General features: G+C 43.1%; 10 protein-coding genes. All 10 read left to right on the plus strand.

The window, feature by feature from the left end:
• The first annotated feature begins 251 nt into the window (after positions 1-251).
• On the plus strand, positions 252-893 hold the full coding sequence (locus Q1M25_RS06130) for a lytic transglycosylase domain-containing protein (RefSeq protein WP_049323724.1): 642 nt from the start codon (positions 252-254) through the stop codon (positions 891-893).
• 67 nt (positions 894-960) lie between these two features.
• On the plus strand, positions 961-1,275 hold the full coding sequence (locus tag Q1M25_RS06135) for a hypothetical protein (protein ID WP_223169098.1): 315 nt from the start codon (positions 961-963) through the stop codon (positions 1,273-1,275).
• 18 nt (positions 1,276-1,293) lie between these two features.
• A complete protein-coding gene (locus tag Q1M25_RS06140; RefSeq protein ID WP_049323725.1) occupies positions 1,294-1,725 on the plus strand; it encodes a VirB3 family type IV secretion system protein in 432 nt (143 codons plus the stop codon).
• Positions 1,643-4,039, plus strand: coding sequence for a conjugal transfer protein (locus Q1M25_RS06145; protein ID WP_300482971.1), 2,397 nt, complete (start codon positions 1,643-1,645; stop codon positions 4,037-4,039). Before Q1M25_RS06140 ends, Q1M25_RS06145 begins: the two co-directional genes overlap by 83 nt.
• An 83-nt stretch (positions 4,040-4,122) precedes the next feature.
• Complete coding sequence (locus Q1M25_RS06150) at positions 4,123-4,794, plus strand: type IV secretion system protein (RefSeq protein WP_300482974.1); 672 nt, start codon at positions 4,123-4,125, stop codon at positions 4,792-4,794.
• Positions 4,795-4,856: 62 nt separating this feature from the next.
• Positions 4,857-5,771 carry a type IV secretion system protein gene (locus Q1M25_RS06155; RefSeq protein ID WP_049323728.1) on the plus strand — a complete coding sequence of 305 codons (915 nt, stop codon included), beginning with the start codon at positions 4,857-4,859 and terminating at the stop codon, positions 5,769-5,771.
• 23 nt (positions 5,772-5,794) lie between these two features.
• A complete protein-coding gene (locus tag Q1M25_RS06160) occupies positions 5,795-5,986 on the plus strand; it encodes a hypothetical protein (RefSeq protein WP_128582986.1) in 192 nt (63 codons plus the stop codon).
• Positions 5,987-6,004: 18 nt separating this feature from the next.
• Positions 6,005-6,499, plus strand: coding sequence for a hypothetical protein (locus Q1M25_RS06165; RefSeq protein ID WP_049323729.1), 495 nt, complete (start codon positions 6,005-6,007; stop codon positions 6,497-6,499).
• 192 nt (positions 6,500-6,691) lie between these two features.
• Entirely contained in the window at positions 6,692-7,396 is a 705-nt protein-coding gene (locus Q1M25_RS06170) for a virB8 family protein (RefSeq protein ID WP_114139676.1), read from the plus strand.
• A 27-nt stretch (positions 7,397-7,423) separates the two neighbouring features.
• Positions 7,424-8,257 (plus strand): P-type conjugative transfer protein VirB9, encoded by an 834-nt coding sequence (gene virB9, locus Q1M25_RS06175; RefSeq protein ID WP_065423771.1) that lies wholly within the window; start codon positions 7,424-7,426, stop codon positions 8,255-8,257.
• Positions 8,258-8,435: the final 178 nt, after the last annotated feature.

Raw genomic sequence — 8,435 nt, forward strand, 5'->3', positions numbered from 1 at the left:
TCATATTTGGTGGGTCGTGAGCGATTCGAACGCTCGACCAACGGATTAAAAGTCCAAATAATAAAATATAACTAATTGTTTCTAAACAGAGTTGAAGCCAGCACCTTCAGTCTGATACAGTTTAATTTTGCCTTATCTCGGCACAAACCGGACACATACCACAGAACGAAAATCCAAGCATTTTTACTCAATTTGCTTTGATTTTCGTTTTTTCTTTTCAGAATAAATAAAGGAAGGGATGTGAAAAAAACATGAAGAGAATATTGATACTGACAACATCACTATTTGCTTTTTACCAAACATCAGCGATTGCCGACGCTCCATACCCTCAATACGCTGCATTAGTTGAAAAGCATGCGGCATTACAGCGTTTGGACAAAAACATTGTATGGGCGGTTATGGGGCGTGAGAGCTCAGGAAACCGTTATGCTCTGTCCAATAAGAATGCACGGGGTTTGTTACAGGTCATACCTCCCACTGCTGCAAGAATGGGGGTGAATCCTAAAAACCTCTACGACCCGGAACAAAACATCATCGCAGGTACACGTTACCTGCGTTTTTTATGTAACCACTTTCCTGACAAATCCAGCCCACATGGTTGCAATATTGATTTGGTATTGGCTGGGTATAATGCCGGTGAGGGAGCTGTCAGGAAATATGGTGGCATTCCGCCTTATCGGGAAACGCAGCACTACGTCCGCAACGTGAAAGAACGTTACGCACGATTGAGCGGCAATCGTACAGTTTTGGCATCACACTCTGTTCAGCCTTTTAAGCCGAAGCCTATACCTGCTGTTGCCCGATCTGATAGCTCGTCTGAAAACATAGTCAAAGTAGCAGCCCAAGCACCCGTCAAACGATACGCAGAATGGGATGTATTTAAAGAGTTTTAACTGCCTTCGGGCAATTCTTATTACCGCTAAATGCGGTTTTTTTTTGTCTTTTAAAAAGGAAATGATGATGAATTACATCAAAAAAGCTGTAACCAATACACAAACAGTTGCAACAGTTGCTTTACTGGCAATGGCACAAACTGTATTGGCAGACGGATTCAGCGAAGTATCTTCAATGGCAGTAACCATCCGAACAGGTATCTACACCATTGTAGGGGTCGTAGCTACGATTTGCTTATTGTGGCAAATGGCACAAGGTTTTGGCGGTCGTAAAACATGGGGGGATATTTTGGAAACCTGTTTATGGATTGTCGGTGCCGGTGGTGCGATTGTTATCGCAACTTGGCTGTTCACAAAAGGCGGAAGCTTAAGCTTATCTTAAGGTGGGAGTTTCTGTCGAATGAAAGAAGATATTCATACTGAGCAACCAACATTCAACGGTATGAATCGTCGTGCAATGGTGGCAGGTATTCCACTTCCGGCATTAGCCGCATGTGGTTTAGCTGCTGTCATATTAACAATGGCAACATTGCCCTTCCTCGAAGGAAGGGCTTTATATTTTCTGCTGCTACCTTTGCCGGTTTTGGCTTTCTTGTACACCATTAGTAAACACGATGATCAAGCCTTAAGAGTTTATTTCTACGAAACGAAATACTTCCTCCGACGCCGCAATGCCAAGATGTTTAACGGCACCAATACCATTCTCGCCACCAAATTTGGGAGACAACAAAGTGATTATCAGCGATTTTTTGAGCAACGCTCTAAAAGCGCAACCGGCACAGTCGGATTTTCTACCGAAAATCTGCCAACACGTTTCAAACAACATCGTTAATTACAAAACGGGACATCTAGCCTTCGTCATCCGTATGGAAGGTCTTCCGTTTGACGGCGTGGACGACAAACACTTGTTCACGCAGTTTGTATCGTTGCGAAACGTACTTGCCGGTATGGGCAAAACATTAGGTAACCGTTTGGCGGTGTGGGGAACTCTTCAACGCCAAAAAATTGTATTTGACCGCGAATACACATTTCAAACGGCTTTTTGCCAGCAATTTGCCGATAAATATCTGAAACGTTTTCAAGAAGTGGATTATTTTGAAAACGTGTTCCATTTGACGGTTTTGATTAAAACCGACTTTTTGGAAGCAGGTATTAAAGAAGCAGAGGAACAAATTCAGATTCTGATGCGCTCACTTGAACCCTACGATCCGTATCTTTTGACTGCCTATAAGAATGAAAACGGTGTTGCTTTTTCGGAGGTGTACTCATTTTTTGGCAGTTTGATCAATGGAACACGGGAAGAGATTCCTTTGTCTTTTGTCGATGCTTATCAGACTATTCCAGGAGCTAATCTGCATTTTGGTTCTGATTTGTGCGAAATTCGTTCCCAAAACGGGACTCGTAAGTTTGCACAAATGTTCGATCTGAAAGACTTTGGGATTAGTAAACCTAAAATCTTGACATCAATCTTGCGCCTACCTTGTGAGTTTACATTCACTCAAAGCCTTGTGTTCATCAATCCGTATGATATGCAGGGCGAAATTAAGAAACAGTTGAACAATCTGACATCGGTCAACGACAAGGCAACGGAGCAGCAGAAAGAGTTGGAACAAGGTCAGGGTTTACTCGTTTCGGGCGAGTTGATGTTCGGCGACTATCATGCAGCGTTGGTTGTGTATGGCAATACTGCTGAAGAAGCGGCCGCAAATGGCGCTCGTGCTTATTCTACTTTTCTGAATGCGGGCGGTTATCGTTTTACTAAAGCAGGTCTTTCCGCTCCGGCGACATTTTTCAGTCAGGTGCCGGGCAGTAAGGAAAGACCTCGCTCTTTCCCGAAAACGACAACAAACTTTGCGACAACCTTCGGCATACACAACTACTCGCACGGTAAAAAACAGGGCAATCCGATTGGTGACGGCTCAGCAATTATGCCGCTGCAAACCACATCCAAGACGATTTACGATTTCAACTTCCATTTCTCAAATCTGAAGGAGGACAACCTTGGTGAGAAAATCGCCGGACACACACTGATATTGGGTGCAACCGGTACGGGTAAAACCACTTTGCAAACATCTATGATGGCGTTCACAGAACGCTTCAATCCTTATATGTTTGTGATGGACTTGGACAGAGGTATGGAAATCTTTATCCGCGCCATCGGTGGTTCTTATTTTGCCTTAGAAGCAGGTGTGCCTACCGGGTTAAATCCTTTTCAACTGCCTGATACACCTTCAAACCGTGAATTCCTGTACAGCTTGGTCGGTATGTGCGGAGCGGACGAGAACGGAAAACTGACGGCTACGGAAGAAAAAGAGATTCAGGCTGCTGTCGATACCCTGTTCAGTATGGATTATGAAAACCGCCGGTTTAGTCATCTACTGCAAAGCATCCCAGTTGTTCCTGATCCTAACTCACTTCGTATGCGCCTTTCTAAATGGTGTGAAAGTGAAGGTGGACGGTTCGCATGGTGCCTGGACAACCCAACAAACATGTTTGATGCTGAAAAGTTCTTCCGTGTTGGATTTGACCTGACCGATATTCTGAAGGACGACTATCCGCCGACCGCTCCGGTTTTAGCGTATATGTTCCACCTGAGAAATATCATGATGGACAAAGTTGCTAAAGAAGACGGCATTCTCGCTTCCATCATTGAAGAATTTTGGTATGCGGCACGTTTTGAGGCATTGCAGGACATCATGCTCAAGATTCTGAAAACCGACCGTAAACGCGGCGGCTGGTTGATTTTGGTGTCGCAATCACCGGAAGATGCGATTTCTTGTCCTATTTTCCCGGCGATTGTGCAACAAACGCCAACTAAAATCTTTCTGCCGAATCCTGATGCCGAATTTGAAAACAGCTACGAACGTTGCGGCCTGACGCTAAAAGAGTTTGAGGAACTTTCCAAACTCTCGTTGGAAAGCCGCACATTCTTGGTTAAGCAGTCGAAACAGTCGGCATTTGCCATGCTGGATTTGTACGGTTTTCATGATGAAATGGCTTTCCTGTCAGGTTCATCTGATAACGTTGAGTTGTTGCATCAAATTATGGAAGATGTTGGCAGTGAAAATCCGGATGTTTGGTATCGCCCATTTCTTGAAACCCTGCGAGAACGCCGTGCAGAGAAGAAAAATGTGCGAGCCGCATAATATTCTTTTAATTTAACGAAGGCTGTTTGAATTTCAAACGGCCTTTTTTTTTGCCGCTTGATGCGGCTTTCAACAAGGAACTTATGATGAAATTGAATCTGAAGAAATTATCCGCTATGGCTCTTCTTGTTACGAGTTTAGCAGCTATGCCTTTAGCAGTTACAGCTAGTGGTATTCCGGTAGTTGATGGTGCAGCAGCAGCTCAACGCGCCCAAAACTTCATTCAGCAGATGATGGAGATGGCTAAGCAACTCGCACAAATGAAACAGCAGTACGAACAACAGGTTAAACAGTTTAAAGCGATGACAGGTTCGCGCAATATGGGCAATCTTTTGAAGGATACGCTCAAAGACCAAATTCCGTCCGAGTGGAGCGAGATTTATAAAGGCACAAAAAATATCGACTATAAGTCTGTAATTAATAGTAAGGCTTATAACCCTGAAACGGCGCAACGAATGGCTGTGCATAACATGAAGGAGATGGAAAAAGTCTTTAACTCGATGGAGACACAGCTTAAATCTCTGTCGCGCTTGATGGACGAAGTCAACAATACACAAGACATCAAAGCCGCTACTGACCTGCAAAACCGTATTTCTGTGGAACAGGCAAAAATCGCCAACAATCAAACCAAGCTGGATATGCTCGATCGGTTGTATAAACGACAACAAGAAATCGAACAGCGCCAGTATGCTTCCCGTGAAGAATGTATGGCACGCCATATCCGTGATCGCAACTATGCGGTCTGCAATCAGTAGTAGCTTTATCGTGCTGCATTCGGGAGTAAGCGAATGCAGCACTAAATAAAATAGGGCAAATTATGGAAACAACTTCTTATTTTTCCGAACTCGCCAACTTTCTACTAAACGGTATGGGAACTAATCTGTTCCAAAAATCAAACAACATGATCAGCGGTATTGCTCCGGTTTTTCAAATCGGCTTTGGGATTTATATCCTGTTGATCGCGTTTGACTATTACAAACGGGGGTTTGATGAAAATGTCGTGGATTTGGGTAAGCGCATGATCGGCTGGTTGCTGATTATCGCTTTTGCGTTCAATTCCAGTCAGTATCAGAAACTCGCCAATATCATGTGGATGTTGCCCGAAAATCTGAGTGGATTGTTGGGGACTTCAACCTATACTGCAAGCGCGTTGGATACCCAAAGCAACAATATCTTAAAGATGATGGAGAATATTTTTGCGTATGCCTCTTCTTTGGATATGCTACAAGTATCAGATAAGCTGATGCTTTATATTGGTGGTACGGTTGCTGTTATATTGGCTTATTTGTTCTTTCTCATTACATTTGCTTATTACCTAATTGCCAAACTATCATTGGCGATGGTAATCGTCATCGGACCTATGTTTATAGGTTCAATGTTGTTTCCTGCAACACGGCAGTGGGGCATGAATTGGATAGGACAAATCCTTAATTACTCAGTTACAGTAGTGTTTTACGTTATTCTAGGTGCATTGCAGAATGATTTTTTCAAGAACCAATTAGAAAGAGCAGTAGTTGGAGAGATCGGATCAGTTGCTCAGGTAGTCGGCTTGATTCCGCTCTTTTTCCTATCAACAACAATTTTTATTTTGGTTGCCTGGAGTATTCCTTCGATTTCTTCCGCTTTAACGGGTGGGGCATCTGTAAACGGTTTCAGTCGAACCGTTATGTCTGTGGCAAGATGGGCAAAAGGTGTGAAACTTCCCGGTGGCGGGAAAGTCAAACCGAAATAATCCAATTTTAGGAGAATATGATCATGACTTTCGTAACTAAAATGCTTTGGTGGATGTTGTTGCTTTCTGTGGGCACATTGATGTTTATCGGTATGTTCGGCAACTTGATGGAAAGTTCTTTGGCCAGATTAGCCGGGCTATGTATCGGTTTATCGATTTTTGGATTATTTTTTAAACTGCTTGACCGACCAGTACCGGTTCGTTTTGATGATTAATACTCTAAGGGTTTAAATATGGATTATCGCAAGATTACTAAATTTGCTGCTATAACAGCCCTGAGTTTGGGCTTGAGTGCCTGTGCTGAACTGACTGACGGCCTCAGCGCCATCAACGGTACTTTGGCGGGCATTAATTCAGGTATGGCCGGTTCGGGAGCAGGGCAAGCTAAAGACACTTTGTCTTTAGGCAGTAAATCGACAGCTCAATACGAATTAAAAAACTTGAAAATGCTTGTTGTCCAAAGAGGTGGCAGTTATAAGGGGGCGATTCCACAGGCAGATATAACCTTTACTGGTGAGGCTTTAAACAAAACCAATCGTCTGATTGTGGTTAATGTGTCCGTTCCTATTTATGACAAACAGGGATATTATGTGTCGGCAGTATCAACCGACATCCACATACCTCCTAAAGAGAAAGTCAAAATTGACAACTTTCGTACAACTCTTTCTCTAACCGATGATAATCGTTTCAATATTCAAAAAACGCAATATCACGCAACAACCTATTAATCTATCTGAGAAGAACACCCCAATCGGGGTGTTTTTTTTGGGCTTATCGATTCATAAATCAAGGAAATCCCCGTGAAAACCATCCTTCTTCTCTCCCTTTCTATCGCACTTTGTGCATGTTCCGGAAAAAAGCCTCCTCAACCTCACGGTACGCCTTTTCCGATTAATTCAACTATTCAAGCAAGAGGATAAATGATGCCTGACAATTCACAAAAAGCCAGCAATAACAAAATGGCTATTGAGTTTATTAATGCTGCAAAAGGTTTTGAAAGCGCAGAAATTGTGCGTGTTCATAAATCAGCAAAAATTGCATGGCGCATCAGTGGTGCGTGTCTCTTGATCACAGGCTTGGCAGTTGGAGCAGTAGCAGGTCTGACACCTTTAAAAGAGACACGGCCTTATGTAATCAAGGTCGATAACAACACCGGGCAAACGGAAATCGTAACGATGATGAAAAATCAGGAACAATCCTACGGCGAAGTTATGGATAAACACTGGTTGACACGTTACGTCCAACTTCGTGAAAGCTATGACTGGGTAACAATTCAGGATAACTACGATGCGGTTATGTTGATGAGTTCCCCTGAGATTCAGGCAGCATTTTCAAAAATCTATAACGACAATCCGCAAGCTCCGCATAAGGTATTAAAAAACCAATACAAGGTAGTCGCCAAAGTAAAAGCCGTGACTTTTATTGGTAGTACAGCGCAAGTCCGTTTTGAAAAACGTATGGTACCGATTTCGGGAGATTTAAATCAGGAAATTCCTGTTCAAAACATGATCGCAACTATCGGCTACGAATATGCGAACCAGCCTATGAGTGAGGAAGCCCGCCGTATCAATCCATTGGGCTTTATTGTCAAAAGTTATCGCGTCGATCCGGAAACTGCGCCATAACAGAAAGGGTTAACGATGAATGTAAAAATGAAACTGACAGCATTACTGCTGATGGGACTTTTACCTGCTGTATCCGGAGCGGTATCTGTTCCCAAAGGGTCGGCTAAAGACGGCCGCATCCAAACCGTTGTGTACAATCCCGATGATGTTATTCATGTTCATGCTCGTATTGGAGAAGCTGTTTTAATCCAACTTGAAGATGGTGAATTGCTGACTGGTGATACAAGCGGCTTGGGTATGGGTGATACAGAAGCCTGGAATTTGGCAGTTCGAGGTAACAATCTCTATATGAAGCCGGTTGCTTCCGCTCCAGCCACAAATATGTTGATTACAACTAACAAAAAACGAACATATGCCTTCGATTTGTCGCTGACCGGCAAGAAAAATGGCAAATATGTTCAAAAGCCGACTTATTTACTTCGATTTGTCTATCCTGATACTGCGGAATATAAAGCGCGTGCCGAAGCTCAGAAACAGGCTAAGGCTTTGGAAAAAATCAAAGGAACAAGGCATCGATCCAGTGTTCAGTACAATTACAACTATTGGGGTAAGGGTAATAAAGCACTAGCACCGACAGCGGCCTACGATAATGGCCGCTTTACTTATTTCAGCTTTGATAACGGTCGAGAACTGCCACTGATTTACAAAGTTATGGCTGACGGTACAGAAATGTTGCTTAACAGCCATGTGGAGGGCGATACCGTGGTAATCCATGAAACTGCAAAACATTTTGTTTTGCGCCTCGGAAAATCTGTGCTTGGTTTGGAAAATCGTAGCTTCGATGAACAAGGCACGTTTAATCGAACCGGCACCGGCAATCATGATTTTGTCCGTATTAGTAGAGAGAAGGAAGGCAGATGAAATTCTTCGACAAATTCAAACGAGAAACTAAGCCTAATACCGTAGAAAACGGTGATTTTATAGTCAATTAAAAACAAAATGGTACAATACTCAACTTTGAAGGTCTAACCATGGCATACTCTACGGACTTAAGAAACAAAGCTTTAAACTATTACGAACAATGCAAAAACATCAGCCA

This window comes from uncultured Neisseria sp., assembly GCF_951230505.1.
Lineage (GTDB): Bacteria > Pseudomonadota > Gammaproteobacteria > Burkholderiales > Neisseriaceae > Neisseria.